Genomic DNA, 20,561 nt, shown 5'->3' on the forward strand with positions numbered 1-20,561 from the left:
AAAGCCCCCCCTCCCTCCCCCCCCCCCCCCCCCCCCCCCCCCCCCCCCCCCCCCCCCCGGGGGGGGGGGGCGCCCCCTCCCCCCCCCCCCCCCTGCCCCCCCCCCCCCCCCCCCCCCGCCCGCGAAACCCCTGGGAGCAGCCCCGGCCATCCGGCAGCATGGGCCGCATGTCCGCACTGACGCGCACCGAAGCGCAGCTCCGAGCCCAGCTCCTCGACGTCCACCACTACGTCGTCAGCCTCGACCTCACCACCGGCGACGAGACCTTCGACTCCTCCACCGCCATCCGGTTCACCGCCCGCGCCGCCGGAGACACCTTCGTCGAACTCAAGCCGGACGAGCTGCTCACCGCCACCCTCGACGGCAACCCCCTCGACCCGGCCGGCCTCGACGGCAACCGCCTCCCGCTCACCGGCCTCACCCCCGGCCCCCACGAGCTGCACATCGACGCCCGCATGCGCTACTCCCGCACCGGCGAGGGGCTGCACCGCTTCACGGACCCCGCGGACGGAGAGACGTACGTCTACTCCCAGATGTTCATGGACGACGTCCAGCGCGTCTTCCCCGCCTTCGACCAGCCCGACCTGAAGGCCGTCTTCGAGTTCACCGTCACCGCCCCCGCACACTGGACCGTCCTCGCCAACGGCATCGCCACCCGCTCCGGCGACCGCGAGGAAGACGGAGCCGGCATCTGGCTGTCAGCCCCCACCCCCGTCATCTCCACCTACCTCGCCGCCGTCGCCGCCGGCCCCTGGCACAGCGTCACCACCACCCACGCCGGACTCCCCTTCGGCATCCACTGCCGCAAGTCCCTCGCCCCCCACCTCGACGCCGACGCCGACGAGATCCTCTCCGTCACCACCGCCTGCTTCGACCGCTACCACGAGAAGTTCACCGAGCCCTACCCCTTCGACTCCTACGACCAGGCCTTCGTCCCCGAGTTCAACGCCGGCGCCATGGAGAACCCCGGCCTCGTCACCTTCCGCGACGAATTCGTCTACCGCTCCGCCGTCACCGACACCGAACGCCAGCGCCGCGCCATGGTCATCGCCCACGAGATGGCCCACATGTGGTTCGGCGACCTCGTCACCCTCGCCTGGTTCGACGACATCTGGCTCAACGAGTCCTTCGCCGAATACATGGGCTACCAGACCCTCAACGAAGCCACCCGCTTCACCGGCACCTGGACCGAATTCGGCATGGAACGCAAGCCCTGGGGCTACGCCGCCGACCAGCGCCCCTCCACCCACCCCGTCGCCCCCGGCCCCGACGACGTCCCCGACACCGCCTCCGCCCTCCTCAACTTCGACGGCATCTCCTACGCCAAGGGCGCCTCCGCCCTGCGCCAGCTCGTCGCCTGGCTCGGCGAGAAGGACTTCCTCGCCGGCATCAACACCCACTTCAGCCGCCACAAGTTCGCCAACGCCTCCCTCGCCGACTTCGTGGACTCCCTCGCCGCCAACACCGACCGCGACGTCCACACCTGGGCCCAGACCTGGCTGCGCACCACCGGCCCCGACACCCTCACCCCCCGCGTCCAGGACGGCCCCGGCGGCTGGACCCTCACCGTCGACCGCCACGGCAGCCGCCCCCACCGCATCCAGGCCGGCACCTACACCCGCGCCGCCGACGGCACCCTCGAACGCACCGCACTCCTCGACCTCGACGTCCCCACCGACGAAGTCCTCTCCGCCGCCGGCCCCCGCCCCGACCTCCTCGTCCTCAACGACGGCGACCTCACCTACGCCAAGATCCGCCTCGACGAGACCTCCCTCGAAACCGCCCTCCGCGGCCTCTCCCGCATCCCCGACCCCCTCACCCGCACCGTCGTCTGGGGCTCCCTGCGCGACATGGTCCGCGACGGCGAACTCGACCCCACCGTCTACCTCCACACCCTCGCCGCCCACATCCCCGAAGAATCCGACCTCGCCATCGTCCAGGGCGTCCTCGCCTTCGCCCGCACCCAGATCGCCGACCGCTACACCGCCCCCGCCGACCGCGACACCGCCCTCGGCCTCATCACCACCGCCACCCGCGACCTGCTGCGCCGCACCGAGGACGGCACCGACCCGGGCCTGCGCCTCGCCGCCGTACGCACCCTCATCGACAGCGCCACCCAGCCCGACACCCTCGCAGCCTGGCTCGCCGACGGCACCGTCACCGGCGGCCCCGAACTCGACCCCGAACTCCGCTGGCGCATCCTCGCCCGCCTCTCCGTACTCGGAGCCGTCGACGGAGCCGCCATCGACGCCGCCCTCGCCGAGGACCCCAGCGCCACCGGACAGCAGGGCGCCGCCCGCTGCCACGCCTCCCTGCCCACCCCCGAGGCCAAGGCCGCCGCCTGGCAGCGCCTCTTCCACGACGACACCCTGTCCAACTACCTCTTCACCGCCACCGCCCACGGCTTCTGGCAGCCCGAACAGGCCGGCCTCGTACGCGACTACGTACCCCGCTACTACCCCGAAGCCGTCGCCCTCGCCACCCGCCGCGGCCCCGCCATCGCGGACGCCGCCGGCCGCTGGGCCTTCCCCGCCCACGCCGTCGACCCCGCCAACCTCCAGGCCGGCCACACCTGCCTCGAAGACCCCGGCATCATCCCCATGCTGCGCCGCGTCCTCGTCGACCAGCTCGACGACCTCGCCCGCGCCCTGCGCGTCCGCGGCGCCTGACCCCGCACGCACGCACCCACACGCCCGCCGGGCGGCCGCGCCACCGCACCGGCCGCCCGACGGGCCCCGCCCACCCGCGTACCCTTTGTCCCGTGCCGCCCTCCCACCTGCATCGCGTCGCCGTTCTCGTCCTAGAGGGAGCCAAACCGCTCGACGTCGGCATCCCCGCACAGGTCTTCACGACCCGCGCGAGCATGCCGTACGAAGTCCGCGTCTGCGGTGCCGCACCCGGCCTCGTCACCGGCGGCGACGGACTCTCCTACTACGTCACCCACGGACTCGACGCACTCGCCTGGGCCGACATCGTCTTCGTCCCCGGCTACCGCTTCCCCGACCGCGACGACCCGCCCCGGCCCGTCCTCGACGCCCTCACCGCCGCCCACCGGCGCGGCGCCCGCCTCGCCGCGATCTCCACCGGCGCCTTCGCCCTCGCCGCCACCGGCCTCCTCGACGGCAAACGCGCCACCACCCACTGGCACTACGCACGCGCCCTCGCCGCCAAACACCCCCACGTCCACGTCGACGAGAACGTCCTCTTCGTCGACGAAGGCAGCGTCCTCACCTCCGCCGGCGCCGCCTCCGGCATCGACCTGTGCCTGCACATCCTGCGCCGCGACCTCGGCGTCGCCGCCTCCAACCACGCCGCCCGCCGCCTCGTCGCCGCCCCCTACCGCAGCGGCGGCCAGGCCCAGTACGTACCGCGCAGCGTCCCCGAACCCCTCGGCGAACGCTTCGCCGCCACCCGCGAATGGGCCCTGCACCGCCTCGCCGAACCCCTCACCCTCGAAACCCTCGCCCAGCACGCCGCCGTGTCCCCCCGCACCTTCTCCCGCCGCTTCGTCGAGGACACCGGCTACACCCCCATGCAATGGGTCATGCGCGCCCGCATCGACCTCGCCCGCGAACTCCTCGAACGCTCCGAACGCGGAGTCGAACAGATCGCCGCCGACGTCGGCCTCGGCACCGGCGCCAACCTGCGCCTCCACTTCCAGCGCATCCTCGACACCACCCCCACCGAATACCGCCGCACCTTCACCCAGGGCGACTGACGAGCCACTGGCGGGATCCTTTCGAACCATGGCGATCTCGCCCCTGTCACGCCCGGGCGCCACACGCGAACCTGATGGCGCGAACAGAAGGGACACGCACACATGACTCGCATCGCCATCAACGGATTCGGCCGCATCGGACGCAACGTGCTGCGCGCGCTCCTCGAACGCGACAGCAACCTGCAGGTCGTCGCCATCAACGACCTCACCGAACCCGCCACCCTGGCCCGGCTGCTCGCCTACGACACCACCTCCGGCCGCCTCGGCCGCCCGGTCACCGTCGAGGGCGACGTCCTCGTCGTCGACGGCCACCGCATCAAGGTCCTCGCCGAACGCGAGCCCGCCCAGCTGCCGTGGGCCGACCTCCAGGTCGACCTCGTCCTCGAAGCCACCGGCCGCTTCACCTCCGCCGAGGCCGCCCGCGCCCACATCAAGGCCGGCGCCCGCAAGGTCCTCGTCAGCGCCCCCTCCGACGGCGCCGACGTCACCCTCGCCTACGGCGTCAACACCGACGCCTACGACGCGGAACTGCACACGGTCGTCTCGAACGCCTCCTGCACGACCAACGCCCTCGCGCCGCTGGCCTCCGTCCTGGACGACCTCGCCGGCATCGAGCACGGCTTCATGACCACGGTGCACGCCTACACCCAGGAGCAGAACCTCCAGGACGGCCCGCACCGCGACCCGCGCCGCGCCCGCGCCGCCGGCGTCAACATCGTCCCCACCTCGACGGGCGCCGCCAAGGCCATCGGCCTGGTCCTGCCGCAGCTCGACGGCAAGCTCTCCGGCGACTCGATCCGCGTACCGGTCCCGGTCGGCTCCATCGTCGAGCTCAACACCACCGTCGCCCGCGACGTGACCCGCGAGCAGGTCCTGGAGGCCTACCGCACCGCCGCCGAGGGCCGCCTGGCCGGCGTGCTGGAGTACTCGGACGACCCGCTGGTCTCCGCCGACATCACGGGCAACCCCGCCTCCTCGATCTTCGACTCCGAGCTCACCCGCGTCGAGGGCCGCCACATCAAGGTCGTCGCCTGGTACGACAACGAGTGGGGCTTCTCGAACCGCGTGATCGACACCCTCACCCTCCTCGCAGGCTGACCCCAGCCCCCCATACCGAGCGCCGCAGTTGGTACTGACCTGGCAACTGCGGCGCTCAGCCATGTCCGCCTCCGGCGGCTACCTTCCGCCCCCGGCCGGCACCCTCCCGCCCTGGCCGGCAACATCCAGCCTCGCCGGCGTTTGAGGCGCGGGGGTCTGGGGGCGGAGCCCCCAGGAAGGGGTCCGGGCGCAGCCCGGGGAACGCTGGAAGGGCGGGTAGGGGACAGCCCCGCGCAGCGGCACCGCACCGGCACGCACACCACCGGCAACCCACGGGCCCCGACCGGTTACCCCATTCGGGTCTGATCGTTATACCGGCAGGGTGTCCCGCCCACCCCCGGCCCCGCACAGCGGATCGGCCGGTCCGCCCGCCGCCGGAGGCCCCCATGACCGAGCCCGCGCCAGCGACCCCGCTCGCCGGCGGAGCCAGCGGCCCGGACGCCCTCCGCCCCCTCCTCGACACGGTCCTCACCGCCCTCCACACCGGCGCCGCGCAACGCAAGGGCCCCCTCCCCGCCGGCGGCCCCGCCACCGTCACGGCCCGCGTCCGGGCCGCACTGGGCGACGTACTCCCCACCCACGGCACCGGCGACCACGAAGCCCTCGCCACCCTCGTCCACATCCTCGCCGCCGGCGCCGCCGACCCCGCCGACCCCCTCTGCGCGGCCCACCTGCACTGCCCCCCGCTCGCCGTCGCGGCCGCCGCCGACCTCGCCGTCAGCGCCCTCAACCCCTCCCTCGACTCCTGGGACCAGGCCCCGGCCGCCTCCGCCATCGAGGCCCTCCTCACCCGCGCCCTCGCCGCCGAGTTCTACGACACCCCCCGCGCCGACGCCCTCCTCACCACCGGCGGCACCGAAGCCAACCAGCTGGCCCTCCTCCTCGCCCGCGAACGCCACGGCCCCCGCCTCACGGTCCTGCACGGCGCGAACGCCCACCACTCGGTCCCCCGCGCCGCCTGGCTCCTCGGACTGCCCCCGGCCACCGCCCTCCCCACCCCCACCGGCACCCTCGACCCCGCCACCCTCGACGCGGCCCTCGCCACCACCCCCGGCCCCGCCCTGGTCACCGCCACCGCCGGCACCACCGACGCGGGCCTCATCGACCCCCTCGACGCCCTCGCCGACGTCTGCGCACGCCACCGCGCCGAACTCCACGTGGACGCCGCCTACGGCGGGGCCCTCGCCTTCAGCCCCCGCCACCGCGACAAGCTGAACGGTCTCCACCGCGCCCGGTCCATCACCCTCGACCTGCACAAACTCGGCTGGCAACCCGTCGCCGCCGGCCTCCTCGCCGTCCCCGACACCACCCTGCTGGCCCCCCTCGCCCACCAGGCCGACTACCTCAACGCCGCCGACGACACCGAAGCCGGCCTGCCCGACCTCCTCGGCCGCTCCCTGCGCACCACCCGCCGGCCCGACGCCTTCAAGATCGCCGCCACCCTCCGCTCACTCGGCCGCGACGGCCTCGCCCGGCTCATCGACCACACCTGCGCCACGGCCCACCGGCTCGCCGAAATCCTCGACGCACACCCCGGCTTCGAACTCCACGCGCACCCCACCATCACCACGGTCCTCTTCCGGCCCACCCCCGCCGACGACGACCGCCTCGCCGCCCTGCGCCGCACCCTCCTCCACGACGGCACCGCCGTCCTCGGCCGCGCCACCGCGGACGGCCGGCTCTGGCTCAAGGCGACCCTGCTCAACCCCCACACCACCACGCGGGACCTGGACACCCTCGTCGCCCTCCTGGAAGGCAGCACCCACCGATGACCGCCCAGCACGATGCACCCCACGACCTCGTCGGAATCGGCATCGGCCCCTTCAACCTCTCCCTCGCCGCCCTCGCCCACGGCCTCCCCCAGCAAGGCGCCGACCGCCTCGCCACCGCCTTCTACGACCAGCGCCGCGACTTCCGCTGGCACCCCGGCCTCCTCCTCGACGGCGCCACCCTCCAGGTCCCCTTCCTCGCCGACCTCGTCACCCTCGCCGACCCCGCCAGCCCCTGGACCTTCCTCAGCTACCTCAAGCACAAGGAACGGCTCTACCCCTTCTACTTCGCCGAGCAGTTCCACATCCAGCGCGCCGAATACGACGCCTACTGCCGCTGGGTCGCCGGCCGCCTCCCCGGCCTCCACTTCGGCCACCAGGTCGACGCCGTCCGCTGGAACCCCGAACGCGACCTCTTCGAAGTCGACTACACCCAGCTCGACACCGACGGAGAAGCCGAAGCCCTCGGCCGCACCTACACCCGCAACCTCGTCCTCGGCATCGGCACCGCCCCCTACGTCCCCGAACCCCTGCGCCCCCTCGCCGACGCCCCCACCGTCCCCGTCATCCACTCCGCCGACTACCTCGACAACCGCGCCCGCATCCTCGGCGCCGAACACGTCACCGTCATCGGCTCCGGCCAGTCGGGCGCCGAGGTCTTCCTCGACCTGCTCCGCAACCGCCCCGCCGGCCGCGAACGCCTCACCTGGCTCGCCCGCACCCCCTCCTTCGCCCCCATGGAGTACTCCAAGCTCGGCCTCGAACACTTCACCCCCGACTACACCCGCTACTTCCACGACCTCCCCGAACCCGTCCGCGACCGCCTCGTCCCCGCCCAGTGGCAGCTCCACAAGGGCATCGACACCGCCACCATCGCCGCCATCCACGAAGAGCTCTACCGGCGCACCCTCCACGGCGGCTGGCCCGACACCGTCCTCACCCCCGGAGTCACCGTCCGCACCGCCGGCCGCGTCGCCACCACCAAGGTCGAACTCCACCTCGAACACGCCCAGCAGGGCACCCGCTCCCGCCTCACCACCGACGCCGTCGTCCTCGCCACCGGCTACAAGGAACGCCCCCTCACCAGCCTCTTCGCCGGCCTCGACCCCTACATGCGCAAGGACTCCTCCGGCCGCCCCCGCATCGACGACCGCTACCGCATGATCCTCGACCCCTCCGTCAGCGGAACCGTCTTCGTCCAGAACGGCGAACGCCACACCCACGGCGTCGGCACCCCCGACCTCGGCCTCGCCGCCTGGCGCAGCGCCGCCATCCTCAACACCCTCACCGGCAAGGAGCCCTACCCCCAGCCCCACCGCACCGCCTTCACCACCTTCGGCCTCGAACAGCGCACCCCCGTCCGCACCCACCCCCCGGCAGGCCTGCGGCCCCTCGTCGAACACCCCTGACGTCCTCCGGCGACCCCGGCCGACCGCCCCCGCACCCCCGGCACTAGGGTCGCCGCCATGCAGCGAACCAGTGCCGACGGGGTCACCGTCCTGTGGACCCCCGCCCGTACTCCGGACCCGGACCTCCTCACCGCCGAGCTGTCCTTCGGCACCGGCATCCAGGACGAGACCGCCCCCACCCTCGGCGTCACCCAGGTCATCGCCGCCCTCGTGAGGTCCGAGGCCGGCGACCGGCCGCACGACGTCATCATCGACGTCGAGGAAGAGCGCACCTCCTTCGCCGCCCACGGCACCGCCGAGGAGATCACCGACTTCCTCCGGGCAGTCTGCCGGGCCGTCTCCGCGCTCCCCCTGGACCGCCTCGGACGTACGGCCCGGCTCCTCGGCATCCACGACCCCGCCACCAGGGACCACCGCGGGGCCGAACCCCTCAGCGCCCGCTACGGACCCCACGGCAACGGGCTCGCCCTCCAGCAGGACCCCGGCATGTACTCCTGGATCACGGCCGACATGGTCCGCGCCCACGCCGCGGCCCGCTTCACCCGGGGCAACGCCGTCCTGGCCCTCGACGGCCCCCCGCCCGAAGGACTCACCCTCCCGCTCCCCGACGGCCCCCGCCCCCGACGGACCGCCCCCCGCCCGCGCCCCGGCGTCGGCGGCACCTGGCAGCACCGCCCCCTGGACACGGTCTCCCTCCTGTTCACCTCCCGCGCCTGGGAGCCCGCCGCCGTCGCCGCCCACCTCGTACTGGGCCGCCGCGTCGACCGCACCACGTACGGCGAACGGGGCATAGCCGACGCCGCCATCGAGCACTGGTTCCTCCGCGACCGCTCCACCCTCGACCGCGTCCTCACCCTCCACCCCGCCGACGGCCACGCCGAGGAAGCCGCCCACGTCCTGTGGCGCAGCACCCTCGACCTCGCCTCGGGCGGCCCCGGCCAGGAAGAACTCGACGAGTTCACCGCCGGAGTGCGCGAACAGCTCGACGCGGCCGACGGCCACTGGCGCTCGCTCAACCGGGCCGTCGACGCCGAACACTTCGGCGTCCCGTACTGCGACGACGCCACCCTCCTGGAGGCCTACGCCGCCGTCACCCCACAGGACGTCCGCGACTTCCTCCAGCGCGTCCTGCCCGACGCCGTGCTCGTCGTCCCCCACCAGACCCACCCCGATCTGAAGACCCCCCGGGGCACGCCCCTGCCCAACTCGGACTGCTGGCGCCTCCACGCGGAACACCCCCCGACCCAGGGCACTGTCTTCCGCATGACCCCCCTGCGCCGTGTCACCAGCCGCCGCGACGAGCGCGGCGAGTACGTCCTCACCCCCTGGGGCATCGTGACCCGCGACGGCAACCAGGACGAGCACGACATCCGCTTCGACGAGATCGCCCTCGTGCTCCCCGACGGACCCGGACGCGTCGTCCTCACCGGCTGCGGCTGCGACATGCACGTCTACCCCCACCAGGTCCGCCACGGGGAACGCCTCGTCGCCGCCCTCGACGCCGCCGTCCCCGCCCACCTCGTACGCCCCACCCCCGACACCCCCTGAACGCGAACGGCCGGGACCCGCCACAGCAGGACCCGGCCGCACCCACCGCGCGGGGGGACTAGAACACCGGCACGCCCGCCCGCGTCAGCCGCCAGTCCACCGAGGCGAACTGCGCCGGATCCACCGTGCCCTTCGCCTTCACCCACTGGATGATCGTGTTGCGGATCTCGTCCGAGTTCGCCCACAGCTGCTTCGCCTTCGGCACGTGCGGGAACGCCCCGCCACCCGAAGCCCGGTAATTGTTCACCGCGAACACGAACTGCGCCGCCGGATCCACCGGCTTCCCCGCGAACGACAGCCCCGTGATCCGCGAACCCACCGGCTGCGCGATGTCGATGCCGTACGTCAGCCCGTACACCGCGTCGTAGTTGTAGTCCGGGATGTTCTCCGCGTTCGTCAGCTTCGCCGGATCCACCGCACCACCCGGAGCCGTCTGCACGTAGTACCGCGCCGAGTACTCCAGGTAGTCCTTCAGCTGCGCACCCGTCAGCAGGCGCGCCTCCAGGGTGTTCTCGAACGGGTACAGCCCCGCCGCGTCCCTGATCGTCACCTGGCCGGCCGGTATCGCCGCCGTCCGCGAGAAGCAGGACGCCTGCGACAGCACCGGCAGCGACCCCCACTCGGTGCCGGCCAGCGCCGCCTTCACCGTCTCCGCCTGCACGTGGTTGATCAGGTCGATGATCGGCACGTCCTTCACCGGCCCCTCGGCCGAGGACATCGCCTGCGTCGACGTCCCGATCACCTGGTTGACGTACGCCACCACCTTGCGGTGCTCGTCCGACAGCAGCCGCGTGATCTTCGGGTCCTCGGCCGCCGTGTTCGAGTTCAGCACCTTCGCCGAGACCTTCGCCACCGACCAGCGGCCCCGCTCCCACGACAGCTCGAAGTCGAACAGCGTCAGCCGCTGCCCCCACTTCAGCGGCTCCGACAGCACCACGTCCTTGCCGGTCGCCTTGTTCTTCACCCGGTACTCCGGGATCTCCGTGTGCGCGTGCCCCACCAGGATCGCGTCGATCCCCGGCACCTGCTCCGCCACCAGACCCGCGGCGTTCTCGATGTACGGCAGCTGGTCACCGTACGAGGACGTACCGCTCGACCCCGAGTGCGCCGACACGATCACCACGTCCGCGCCCATCGACCGCAGCCTCGGCACGTACTTCGCCGCCTGCTCCTCCAGACCCGGGAACGTCATCTTCCCCTGGACGTTCGCCTTGTCCCAGATCGCGATGCCCGGGTTCGTCAGACCCAGCACCGCCACCTTCACGTCCCGCCCGTGCGGGGTCCGCAGCCGGTGCATGCTGTACGGCGCGAACGCCGGCCGCAGGGTCTTCGCGTCCAGCGCGTTCGCCCCCAGCAGCGGGAAGCGGCACTGCTCCTCGAACTTCCGCAGCACCGGGATGCCGTAGTTGAACTCGTGGTTCCCCAGCGCCGCCGCGTCGTACCCGATCGCGTTCATCGCCTGCGCCATCGGATGCACCGGACCGCGCCGCGCGGTGATCGGATCCACCTTCGCGTAGTAGTACGAGAGCTGGGTCCCCTGGATCGTGTCACCCGCGTCGATCAGCAGCGTGTTGCAACGCCCCTTCTCCGCGCGGACCTGCTCCACCAGCGTCGAGATCTTCGCCAGGCCGACGTCGTTGTGCGCCTTGTCGTCGAACTCCTTGTCCGTGAAGTAGTCCCAGTTGAAGACGTTCCCGTGCAGGTCGGTCGTGCCCATCACGGTGAACGCGTACGTCCTGGACCCCTTCGACCCTTCCGACGGCGCGGTCGCCGCGGCGGCCGGCGAGCTCGTGGCCCCCGCCACCGCCACGGCGGCACCCGTCGCGGCCGAAGCCCCCATGAACGTCCTGCGGTCAAACGCCATTGCCATCTCCCCTTGTGAGGCGTGTTACGAAGCGTGAACGACGCGCGTAGATTCTGACCCACCGGTAACAAGCCGCAACACCCCCCTCAGGTTTCGATCCGATGACCACACCCGAACGGGCGCCGGTGCGAGAGTGAAACCATGACCCAGGACGCCCCGAACGCCACCCACCAGCCCTACGGAACCCCCGAGGTCCCCCGCGTCGCCGTCCGCGGAGAAGCCCGCCTCGAAGTCGACCCCGAAATCGCCCGCATCGGCATCACCGTCAGCGCGCGGGGCACCGACCGCCGCGCCGCCCTCGACGACCTCACCCGCCGCAACACCACCGTCCTCGAACTCCTCAAGAGCTACGGCGAACCCGTCGAGAAGATCGAAACCGGCTCCTTCTCCATCACCCCCGAAACCGCCCGCCACGGCCGCGGCGAACGCGTCCGCGCCTACCAGGGCCGCGTCCACATCACCGCCGAACTGAACGACTTCACCGCCCTCGGCGAACTCGCCACCCGCCTCGCCGACCTCGAACTCACCCAGGTCGACGGCCCCTGGTGGGCCCTGCGCCCCACCTCGCCCGCCCACGGCGAAGCCCGCCGCCAAGCCGTGCTCGAAGCCGTCCAGCGCGCCCGCGAATACGCCCGCGCCCTCGGCTCCGAACTCGCCGCCCTCGTCGAACTCGCCGACCTCGGAGCCGAGGACGCCACCCCCTACCCCCAGCCCGGCGGCGGCATGCGCAGCATGGCCTTCGCCGTGGCCGCCGAGGACGCCGGAGCCCCGCCCCTCGACCTCGAACCCCAGCGCCAGACCGTCTTCGCCCAGGTCAACGCCCGCTTCACCATGACCCCGCCCAGGCTCTGAGGGCCCCCTCGGGGGGTGCTCATCAGAGCACCCCCGCGCACATTCAATAAATGTCAACAAGCTTTCGCTCAAAGGTCGTTGGGGAGACGCCCGGACCACATTTCCTACCCCCCGGTAGGGCATACGCTCGCCCCATGCGCCGAGCGAAAATCGTATGTACCCTGGGCCCCGCCACCGACTCATACGACCAGATCAAAGCCCTGGTCGAAGCCGGCATGGACATCGCCCGCCTCAACCTCAGCCACGGCACCTACGCCGAACACGAGGAGCGCTACCAGCGCGTACGAAAGGCCTCCGACGAGACCGGCCGCAGCGTCGGCGTCCTCGCCGACCTTCAAGGCCCGAAGATCCGCCTCGGCCGCTTCCACGAAGGCCCCGTACTCCTTGAACGCGGCGACGAGTTCACCATCACCGTCGAAGACCACCAGGGCGACCGCCACACCTGCGGCACCACCTACAAGGGCCTCGCCGACGACGTCACCACCGGCGAACGCATCCTCGTCGACGACGGCCGCGTCACCCTCGAAGTCACATCCGTCGACGGCCCCCGCGTCCACACCCGCGTCATCGAAGGCGGCATGGTCTCCGACCACAAGGGCCTCAACCTCCCCGGAGTCGCCGTCTCCGTCCCCGCCCTCTCCGACAAGGACATCGAAGACCTCCGCTGGGCCCTGCGCACCGGCGCCGACGTCATCGCCCTCTCCTTCGTCCGCACCGGCCGCGACATCGAGGACGTCCACCGCATCATGGACGAGGAAGGCCGCCGCCTCCCCGTCATCGCGAAGATCGAAAAGCCCCAGGCAGTCGAAAGCATCGACGACATCGTCGCCGCGTTCGACGGCATCATGGTCGCCCGCGGCGACCTCGGCGTCGAAATGCCCCTCGAACAAGTCCCCATCGTCCAGAAGCGCGCCATCAAACTCGCCAAGCGCAACGCCAAGCCGGTCATCGTCGCCACCCAGATGCTCGACTCGATGATCGACAACAGCCGCCCCACCCGCGCCGAGGCCTCCGACGTCGCCAACGCCGTCATCGACGGCACCGACGCCGTCATGCTCTCCGGCGAAACCAGCGTCGGCAAACACCCCATCGACACCGTCCGCACCATGGCGCGCATCGTCGAAGCAGCCGAGGAAGACATCCTCGCCAAGGGACTCCCGCCCCTCACCGACCGCAACAAGCCCCGCACCCAGGGCGGAGCCGTCGCCCGCGCGGCCGCCGAAATGGGCGACTTCCTCGGCGCCAAGTTCCTCGTCGCCTTCACCCAGAGCGGCGACACCGTCCGCCGCCTCTCCCGCTACCGCAGCCCCATCCCCCTCCTCGCCTTCACCCCCGACCCCGCCACCCGCTCCCAGCTCAACCTCACCTGGGGCGTCGAAACCTTCCTCGGCCCTCACGTCGACTCCACCGACGCCATGGTCGCCCAGGTCGAAGAGGAACTCCTGCGCATCGGACGCTGCGTCCCCGGCGACGTCGTCGTCATCACCGCCGGCTCACCCCCCGGCGTCACCGGCAAGACCAACCTCGTCCGCATCCACCACATCGGCGACCCGGTCCGCTGACACCACGACGCCGCCGGCCGCCCCCCACGAGGGACGGCCGGCGGCGCCGTTTCCGCTCGGCCGTCACCAACCGAACCGACGGTCCACCTCCGCCTCGAACTCCTCGAACGACAACACCGCGTCACCGTTCTTGTCCGCGGCATCGAACAACGCCGACGACGCGTCAGCGTCCCCCAGCCCCCAGAACGGCAGATCCCCCCGAGCCGCCAGCGTCGGCCCCTTCGCACGCAGGGCCGAAATCACCTCGGCCCTGGTCAGCTCCCCGTCATGGTTCAGATCCAGCGCATCGAACAGCTTCCGAGCCTTCTCGCTCACCGAAACGTCCCTCCACCACGAACACCGTTGACCCCCTCAACGTAGGCCACCCACCCCGGAACCACCTCCCACCCGCTGGAAGGTCAAGCTGGGCTCAGTACTTCGGCCCGACGTGGGCGTCCATGAGCGCGACGGATTCCTTGCGGGCGATGGACACGTTGTACGGCTTCCCGTGCCGTGTGCAGTTCCTCCAGGCGACGCCGAGCCGGTCGAGGGTGTCCGTGAACAGTCCCCGGATGTCATCGGAGACATTCGTGAACCAGTAGCGGGGGTACTCGTAACGCTTTCCCTTCCGCACCGTCCAGTTCGTGATCCGGCAGCCGTCCGAGTGGATTAATCCCCGGATGAACTTCCAAGGGTGCTGATCGACGATCTCCTGCTGCCAGGGGGCGAGCGCTATGGGCCGTTCGTGCTTCCTGCCGGGTCCGTGCTGAGGGAACAAGCACGGCAGGTGCTTCGAGTACACCTTGATGTTGTGCGCGCCCTTCACCCGGACCCTGCATGTCGAACGTCCCGGGAACACCGCTCTCAGCGCGGCCTCCGCTTCGTCCTGGATTCCCGGCCAGTGGTCGTCCAGCGTGATCATGAGCGTGAGCGTCCGGTGTCCGGAGTAGTGGCTGATGTGGCCATCGCCCAGGTAGAGGCCAAGGAGGTACGCGTAGGCGGCGTGGTCCAGAGGTACCCCGTCGCATCGTGGGCAGTCGTGGGATCCTCGGCCCGGACACTCGCCGCGCTTGGCGCGGTCCATGTGCTTCCAGTAGCTGATGGTGCCGGTGGGTACGTTCAGTTTCCGGGCGACTTCGGCGTTGCGGACACCGGAGCGGAGGAGTGAAAGCGCGGTCTGCCTCACCTGGAGGCTGTGCAGGGACATATGGCCACTGTGACCCGGATCATTCCTTCCGGGATGCGAAAAAGCGAACGTTCACGCGAAGGTGAGCGTCCGCTTATCGAACGATGTGCCGGGTGCGGGATTCGAACCCGCACGCCCTTTCGGACAGATGTGTTTGAGACATCAGCGTCTGCCATTCCGCCAACCCGGCAGGGTTGCTCGTCGGAGTGTACCGGGTGACCATGCGCCGCCGCTGCTAGGTAGGCTCATACAAGCAGCACAGCCCCGCAAAGAGGAGCCCTCCGTGACCGCCGAGCACGAGTCGACGCCCACGCCCGACGCCGACCAGTCGCACGTTCCGCCGCTGACGACCCGCGTCGTCATCGCCGAGGACGAGGCGCTCATCCGTCTCGACCTGAAAGAGATGCTCGAAGAGGAGGGCTACTCCGTCGTCGGCGAGGCCGGGGACGGGCAGACGGCCGTCGAGCTCGCCCGCGAGCACCGGCCCGACCTGGTGATCCTCGACGTGAAGATGCCCGTGCTCGACGGGATCTCCGCCGCCGAGCAGATCGCGGGGGAGTCCATCGCCCCCGTGCTCATGCTCACCGCGTTCTCGCAGCGCGACCTCGTCGAGCGGGCCCGGGACGCCGGGGCCATGGCGTACCTGGTCAAGCCCTTCAGCAAGAGCGACGTCGTCCCGGCCATCGAGATGGCCGTCTCCCGGTTCGCCGAGCTGAAGGCGCTGGAGAAGGAGGTCGCGGACCTCTCCGCGCGCCTGGAGACCCGCAAGCTCGTCGACCGGGCCAAGAGCATCCTGCAGACCGAGTACAAGCTGTCCGAGCCGGCCGCGTTCCGGTGGATCCAGAAGACCTCCATGGACCGCCGGATGTCCATGCAGCAGGTCGCCGAGGCGGTCATCGAGGACGCCGAGGAGAAGAAGCAGAACGCCGGCAAGTAGGCGGCGAGAGGAACGCGTGAGGCCCGTCTCCCCCCGAGGGGAGACGGGCCTCACGGCTTGGGTGGCGAAAGGGCTAGTCCTCGCCGAGGTAGGCCTTGCGGACGTCCTCGTTGACGAGGAGCTCGCGGCCCGGGCCCGACAGGACGATCTTGCCGATCTCCATGACGTGGCCCTGGTCGGCCAGCGACAGCGCGGCCTGGGCGTTCTGCTCGACCAGCAGGATCGTGGTGCCCGCCGCCTTGAGCTCGGCGATGGTCGCCATGATCTTCTGCATCATCAGCGGCGACAGGCCCATCGAGGGCTCGTCCAGCATCAGCAGCTTCGGCTGCGACATGAGCGCACGGCCCATGGCCAGCATCTGCTGCTCGCCGCCCGAGAGGGTGCCGGCGGCCTGCTTGCGGCGCTCTCCCAGGATCGGGAAGAGGTCGTAGGCGCGCTGGACGTCCTTCTGGATGCCCTCCTTGTCGTTGCGGAGGAAGGCGCCGAGGAGGAGGTTGTCCTCGATCGACATGCGCGGGAAGATGTGCCGCCCCTCGGGGGAGTGGGCGAGTCCGAGCGAGACGATGTCGTGCGCGGGGACCTTCTTCAGCGACTTGCCCTGGAACTTGACCTGGCCGCCCTTGGGCTTGATCAGGCCGGACAGGGTCCGCAGGGTGGTGGTCTTGCCGGCGCCGTTCGTCCCGATGAGGGTGACGATCTCGCCCTCGTTGACGGTGAAGGAGATCCCCTTGACGGCCTCGATCTTGCCGTAGGCGACGCGGAGGTCCTCGACCTCCAGGAGTGCGGTCACTTGGCCTCTCCGTCCGTGCTGGTGGTGCTGTCCGCCTCGCCGGTACCGGCGGTTTCGTCGTCGTCGGCCGGGGCGGCGGCCTCGGTCTCGGCGACGGTCTCGGCGACGACCTCGGCCTCCGCCGCGGCTTCGGCGGCCTCGACCTCGGCCGCCTCCTCGGCGCCGGGGGCGCCTTCGAAGGGTTCGCCGAGGTAGGCGGCGACGACGCGCTCGTCGCTCTGGACCTCGCCGGCGGTGCCCTCGATGAGCTTCTCGCCCTGGACGAGGCAGGCGACGCGGTCGCAGAGGTTGAAGATGAAGCGCATGTCGTGCTCGATGACGAGGACGGCGATGCCCTTGTCCCGGATGGCGAAGATGAGTTCTTCGGCGGCCCGGGTCTCCTGCGGGTTCATGCCGGCGGTGGGCTCGTCCAGGAGGATGAGGCCCGGGTCGCTGGCGAGGGCGCGGGCGATCTCCAGCTTGCGCTGCTCACCGTAGGGGAGGTTGCGGGCGAGGTGCTCGGCCTTGTGGTCGAGGCCGATGAACTCCAGCAGCTCCATGGCGCGCTCGCGGCTGGCCTGCTCCTCCTTGCCGAAGCTGGGGAGGCGCAGGAGGGCGGACCAGAGGCCCTCCTTGGTGCGGGTGTGGCGTCCGACGAGGACGTTTTCCAGGACCGTCATGTTGTTGAAGAGACGGATGTTCTGGAAGGTGCGGGCGATGCCGGCCGCGGTGACCTTGAAGGACTTGGGGGGCAGGACCGTGCCCTTGTACCGGACTTCGCCCTCGGTGGGGATGTAGAGGCCGGTGAGGCAGTTGAAGAAGGTGGTCTTGCCGGCGCCGTTGGGGCCGATGAGGCCGACGATCTCGCCGCTGCGGACGGTCAGGTCGACGTTCTTGACGGCGGTGAGGCCGCCGAAGCGCATCGTGACACCGCGGGCGTCGAGGACGGTCTCGGCGGTTGCCGTTTCGGTCGTGGTGGTGGTCATGGATCAGGCCCCTGCCTTGCCGAGGACTGTGGGCGCTTCGAGGTCCTTGTGGAGTTCGAGCTGGTTGCGCCGGTTGGGGATGAGGCCTTCGGGGCGCAGGCGCATCAGGATGACGAGCGCGATGCCGAAGACGAGGAGCTGGTACTCGCCCAGGAACTGGAGCTTGTTGGGGATCATGAAGAGGAGGGCGCCGCCGACGAGGGGGCCGGAGATGGTGCCCATGCCGCCGAGTACGACTGCCGCGAGGAGGAACGCGGAGTTCGGGGGGACGGCGTTGGCGAAGACGTACTGGTCCGGGGTGACGGTGTAGTTCACGTGGGCCTGTACGGCTCCGGCGAGGCCGGCGAGGGTGGCGCCGAGGGCGAAGGCGATGAGCTTGACGCGGAAGCCGTTGATGCCCATGGCTTCGGCGGCGGTCTCGTCCTCGCGGATGGCGACCCAGGCGCGGCCGATGCGGGATTCGGCGCTGCGGCGGAAGACCATGATCACGACGAGGGTGACCAGGAGCATCAGCAGGAAGTAGTTGGCGAAGCGGCCGACCGCGATTCCGGCGATGCTGTGGGTGGCGCCGAAGTCGAACCCGAAGAGGTTGACGTTGGGGACGCCGGCGACGCCGTTGGGGCCGTTGGTGAGGTCGGGGCCGCTGACGCCGTCGAGGTTGTTCATCGAGATGCGGAAGATCTCTCCGAAGCCCAGGGTGACGATGGCGAGGTAGTCGCCGCGCAGGCGCAGGGTCGGGGCGCCGATGAGGACGCCGAAGACCATGGAGGCGAGGGCGCCGAGGAGGATCGCGGCCCAGAAGGGGAGGTGCACTCCGAAGGGGGAGTTGGGGGAGCCGGAGACCAGGGCCGCGGTGTAGGCGCCGACGCCGAGGAAGGCGACGTATCCGAGGTCGAGGAGGCCGGTGAGGCCGACGACGATGTTCAGGCCGAGGGCGACGGTGGCGAAGATGAGGATGTTGACGCCGAGGGTCGCGTACTGGTCGTCGGTCTGGGTGAGGGGGAAGGCGGCGGCCGCGACGAAGGCGCCGACGAGGGCGACGTTGCGGTGCTTGTTGGTGAGGGCGGTGAAGCGGGCCACCAGGCCGGCCTTGTTGAGGGCCGTGAAGCCGAAGCCGGCGGTGATCAGGAAGCCGATGAAGAGTTCCTGGTACGGGGTGGTGACGCCGTAGGTGAATACGCCGAGGGCGACGGCGAGGACGGCGGTGATGATCAGGATCTCGGCGTAGGCCGGGAGCGCGGGGGCCGGCTTCGGGGTGCCGCTGGCGTGGGCGGCCTTGGTGACGGCCCAGCTGTTGCCGATGTTGTGCTTGGTCTGCTCCCACCAGGTGTCTTCGGGGTCCGCGAGTTCGGTCGCGGGGCGCTCGAAGGGGAGGGAGCGGGCGCCGAGGTAGGCGGCGAGCGCGGTGACGATGGCGACGAAGCCGCCGGGCTCCAGGTTGACGAGGCCGCCGAGGGTGTTGCTGATCGCCCAGGCGGTGTAGGCCACGGTCAGGAGGGTGCCGAGGGCGCAGAGCTTGATCGCGGCGTCGGTTCCGGCGGGGGCGAGCCAGCGCAGGCCCTTGATGCCGTAGGAGCTGAGGCCGAAGAGGGTGGTGAGGGCGCCGCCGGTGAGGACGAGCCACTGGAGGCCGCCGGGGTACCCGTAGACGGTGAGGTCGCCGGGGAAGGCGGAGGTCCAGGTCCAGGCGAGGAAGCAGGAGATGACGGTGAGGGCGCCGCCGGCGGTGGCGAGGGCCCGTGCGGTCTTCTCGGGGAAGGAGATTCCCCGTCGGCCGGTGGCCTGGGTCTGCGGCGTGGTGTCTGTGGTGGTGGTCGTCATGGTTCTCACGCCCTGTCCGCCACGCGCTCACCCATCAGGCCCTGGGGCCGGAAGAGGAGCACGAGGATGAGGAGTACGAACGCCCAGGTGTTGCCCCAGGACTGGCCGCCGAGCTGCTGCATGCCCGGTACGTCGGCGATGTAGGCGGTGGTCAGGGTTTCGGCGAGGCCGAGGACGATGCCGCCGATCATGGCGCCGTAGATGTTGCCGATGCCGCCGAGGACGGCTGCGGTGAAGGCCTTGAGGCCGAGGATGAAGCCCATGCGGTAGTTGACTTCGCCGTACTTGAGGCCGTAGGCGACGGCTCCGACGGCCGCGAAGGCGGCGCCGAGGGCGAAGGCGACCGTGATGATGCGGTCGGTGTTGATGCCCATGAGCTTGGCGGTGTCCGGGTCCTGGGCGGTCGCCTGCATGCCGCGGCCGGTGCGGGTCTTCTTGACGAAGAAGCCGAGGAAGGCCATGGAGATGGGGGCGGCGAGCAGGAGGAAGACGTCACCGGTCTGGATGGTGATGCTGCCGAGGTGGAAGGGGCCGCCGGGGATTTCGGGGAAGACGACGGAGGACTTCGCGTCGGGGTACCAGGCCCACACGACCTGCTGGAGGACGATCGAGAGGCCGATGGCGGTGATGAGCGGGGCGAGGCGTGGGGCGCTGCGCAGGGGCCGGTAGGCGAAGCGTTCGGCGCCGACGGCGATGAGGGTGGCGACGATGATGGCGCCTATGAGCATCAGCGGCAGTGCGATCCACATGGTGGTGCCGCCGGGGAGCATCAGCCAGACCGTGAGGGCTCCGAACCCGCCGGTCATGAAGATCTCGCCGTGGGCGAAGTTGATGAGCTGGACGATGCCGTAGACCATTGTGTAGCCAATGGCGACGAGCCCGTACATGGATCCCAGTAGCAGGCCGTTGACCAGCTGTTGCGGCAGTTCGTGCACCGCAGGTCCTCCGAGTCTTTCGACGGATGTGACACCGGGGGGGGGGGGGGGGGGGGGGGGGGGGGGGGGGGGGGGGGGGGGGGGGGGGGGGGGGGGGGGGGGGGGGGGGGGGGGGGGGGGGGGGGGGG

17 protein-coding genes and 1 tRNA gene are annotated in these 20,561 nt (G+C 71.0%); 10 read left to right on the plus strand and 8 right to left on the minus strand.

Annotated features, from left to right (window positions below):
- Positions 1-167: 167 nt before the first annotated feature.
- From pepN to AC07A6_RS26290, 6 genes are all read left to right on the plus strand, one after another.
- On the plus strand, positions 168-2,669 hold the full coding sequence (gene pepN, locus AC07A6_RS26265) for an aminopeptidase N (RefSeq protein WP_478778784.1): 2,502 nt from the start codon (positions 168-170) through the stop codon (positions 2,667-2,669).
- 92 nt (positions 2,670-2,761) lie between these two features.
- The gene (locus AC07A6_RS26270; RefSeq protein WP_362463159.1) at positions 2,762-3,718 is read left to right on the plus strand and encodes a GlxA family transcriptional regulator; all 957 of its coding nucleotides are present in this window, start codon (positions 2,762-2,764) and stop codon (positions 3,716-3,718) included.
- A 102-nt stretch (positions 3,719-3,820) separates the two neighbouring features.
- Positions 3,821-4,816: a type I glyceraldehyde-3-phosphate dehydrogenase gene (gene gap / locus AC07A6_RS26275; RefSeq protein ID WP_362463162.1), complete on the plus strand. Its 996-nt coding sequence runs from the start codon at positions 3,821-3,823 to the stop codon at positions 4,814-4,816.
- A gap of 386 nt (positions 4,817-5,202) precedes the next feature.
- Positions 5,203-6,588 carry a pyridoxal phosphate-dependent decarboxylase family protein gene (locus AC07A6_RS26280; protein WP_478778785.1) on the plus strand — a complete coding sequence of 462 codons (1,386 nt, stop codon included), beginning with the start codon at positions 5,203-5,205 and terminating at the stop codon, positions 6,586-6,588.
- Positions 6,585-7,994, plus strand: a complete 1,410-nt coding sequence (locus AC07A6_RS26285) for a lysine N(6)-hydroxylase/L-ornithine N(5)-oxygenase family protein (protein ID WP_362463169.1) — start codon at positions 6,585-6,587, stop codon at positions 7,992-7,994. The genes AC07A6_RS26280 and AC07A6_RS26285 overlap by 4 nt, the downstream gene beginning before the upstream one ends.
- 57 nt (positions 7,995-8,051) lie before the next feature.
- The gene (locus AC07A6_RS26290; protein WP_478778786.1) at positions 8,052-9,542 is read left to right on the plus strand and encodes a peptidase M16 family protein; all 1,491 of its coding nucleotides are present in this window, start codon (positions 8,052-8,054) and stop codon (positions 9,540-9,542) included.
- A 58-nt stretch (positions 9,543-9,600) separates the two neighbouring features.
- On the opposite strand, the gene AC07A6_RS26295 is transcribed toward AC07A6_RS26290, so the two are convergent.
- Positions 9,601-11,259, minus strand: coding sequence for a bifunctional metallophosphatase/5'-nucleotidase (locus AC07A6_RS26295; protein WP_478778791.1), 1,659 nt, complete (start codon positions 11,257-11,259; stop codon positions 9,601-9,603).
- Between AC07A6_RS26295 and AC07A6_RS26300 the strand changes: the two genes are divergently transcribed.
- The 3 genes from AC07A6_RS26300 (at position 11,252) to pyk (ending at position 13,820) form a co-directional block, all read left to right on the plus strand.
- Complete coding sequence (locus AC07A6_RS26300; protein ID WP_386273186.1) at positions 11,252-11,443, plus strand: hypothetical protein; 192 nt, start codon at positions 11,252-11,254, stop codon at positions 11,441-11,443. The genes AC07A6_RS26295 and AC07A6_RS26300 overlap by 8 nt on opposite strands.
- A 104-nt stretch (positions 11,444-11,547) precedes the next feature.
- Positions 11,548-12,258 carry an SIMPL domain-containing protein gene (locus AC07A6_RS26305; RefSeq protein WP_362463177.1) on the plus strand — a complete coding sequence of 237 codons (711 nt, stop codon included), beginning with the start codon at positions 11,548-11,550 and terminating at the stop codon, positions 12,256-12,258.
- Positions 12,259-12,392: 134 nt separating this feature from the next.
- Positions 12,393-13,820: a pyruvate kinase gene (gene pyk, locus AC07A6_RS26310; RefSeq protein WP_362463180.1), complete on the plus strand. Its 1,428-nt coding sequence runs from the start codon at positions 12,393-12,395 to the stop codon at positions 13,818-13,820.
- Positions 13,821-13,883: 63 nt separating this feature from the next.
- Here the strand turns inward: pyk and AC07A6_RS26315 are convergent, their stop codons facing one another.
- From AC07A6_RS26315 to AC07A6_RS26325, 3 genes are all read right to left on the minus strand, one after another.
- Complete coding sequence (locus AC07A6_RS26315; RefSeq protein ID WP_125817173.1) at positions 13,884-14,135, minus strand: EF-hand domain-containing protein; 252 nt, start codon at positions 14,133-14,135, stop codon at positions 13,884-13,886.
- Between the two features lie 94 nt (positions 14,136-14,229).
- On the minus strand, positions 14,230-15,006 hold the full coding sequence (locus tag AC07A6_RS26320) for a helix-turn-helix domain-containing protein (RefSeq protein ID WP_478778787.1): 777 nt from the start codon (positions 15,004-15,006) through the stop codon (positions 14,230-14,232).
- A gap of 86 nt (positions 15,007-15,092) precedes the next feature.
- Positions 15,093-15,175 (minus strand) — tRNA-Leu (locus AC07A6_RS26325).
- A 93-nt stretch (positions 15,176-15,268) separates the two neighbouring features.
- On the opposite strand from AC07A6_RS26325, the gene AC07A6_RS26330 reads away from it, so the two are divergent.
- A complete protein-coding gene (locus AC07A6_RS26330; RefSeq protein ID WP_478778788.1) occupies positions 15,269-15,922 on the plus strand; it encodes an ANTAR domain-containing response regulator in 654 nt (217 codons plus the stop codon).
- A 73-nt stretch (positions 15,923-15,995) separates the two neighbouring features.
- Here AC07A6_RS26330 and AC07A6_RS26335 read toward each other — a convergent pair whose 3' ends face one another.
- The 4 genes from AC07A6_RS26335 to AC07A6_RS26350 are packed head-to-tail and all read right to left on the minus strand — an operon-like array spanning position 15,996 to position 20,433.
- Entirely contained in the window at positions 15,996-16,712 is a 717-nt protein-coding gene (locus AC07A6_RS26335) for an ABC transporter ATP-binding protein (RefSeq protein ID WP_362463191.1), read from the minus strand.
- Positions 16,709-17,677: an ABC transporter ATP-binding protein gene (locus AC07A6_RS26340; RefSeq protein ID WP_478778789.1), complete on the minus strand. Its 969-nt coding sequence runs from the start codon at positions 17,675-17,677 to the stop codon at positions 16,709-16,711. Before AC07A6_RS26340 ends, AC07A6_RS26335 begins: the two co-directional genes overlap by 4 nt.
- Before the next feature lie 3 nt (positions 17,678-17,680).
- Positions 17,681-19,498, minus strand: coding sequence for a branched-chain amino acid ABC transporter permease (locus AC07A6_RS26345; RefSeq protein ID WP_362463198.1), 1,818 nt, complete (start codon positions 19,496-19,498; stop codon positions 17,681-17,683).
- A 5-nt stretch (positions 19,499-19,503) separates the two neighbouring features.
- The gene (locus tag AC07A6_RS26350) at positions 19,504-20,433 is read right to left on the minus strand and encodes a branched-chain amino acid ABC transporter permease (RefSeq protein ID WP_362463201.1); all 930 of its coding nucleotides are present in this window, start codon (positions 20,431-20,433) and stop codon (positions 19,504-19,506) included.
- Between the last annotated feature and the right edge of the window lie 128 nt (positions 20,434-20,561).

The organism is Streptomyces sp. NPDC044002 (genome assembly GCF_056434525.1).